The organism is Tritonibacter sp. SIMBA_163 (genome assembly GCF_046535935.1).
Classification (GTDB): Bacteria; Pseudomonadota; Alphaproteobacteria; order Rhodobacterales; family Rhodobacteraceae; genus Epibacterium; species Epibacterium scottomollicae.
The window spans coordinates 1-266 of record NZ_JAWJBP010000579.1; the positions used below are offsets into that span (position 1 = coordinate 1).

Below are 266 nucleotides of genomic sequence, written 5' to 3' on the forward strand. Positions count from 1 at the left end.
GACCTGCGCGCCGGCCGCGGAAGGGCCCGCTTCCTGCAGACTCGCCAGCAGCTCTTCCGTGCCATCCCCCTGACGCAACTGGCGGTGCACGGCGCCGCGCCCGGTAAGCTCCGCCCGGAGGATCAGATCCCGACCCGCCGCAGCTTCCGCCGCATCGGCGGCGGCGTTCTGCAGGGCGTCCTGGAGCTGGCCGGCGTCCGCGATACCGGCGATGTCGACACGAAGCTGCTCGAACCGCACGACATCGAGCGGCCGGAAGACAAGGG

General features: G+C 72.2%; 1 protein-coding gene. It reads left to right on the plus strand.

Features of this window, described 5'->3' with window-relative positions:
- The coding region (locus R0J92_RS23615) for a hypothetical protein (protein ID WP_411053466.1) at positions 1-266 on the plus strand (266 nt) is incomplete at both ends.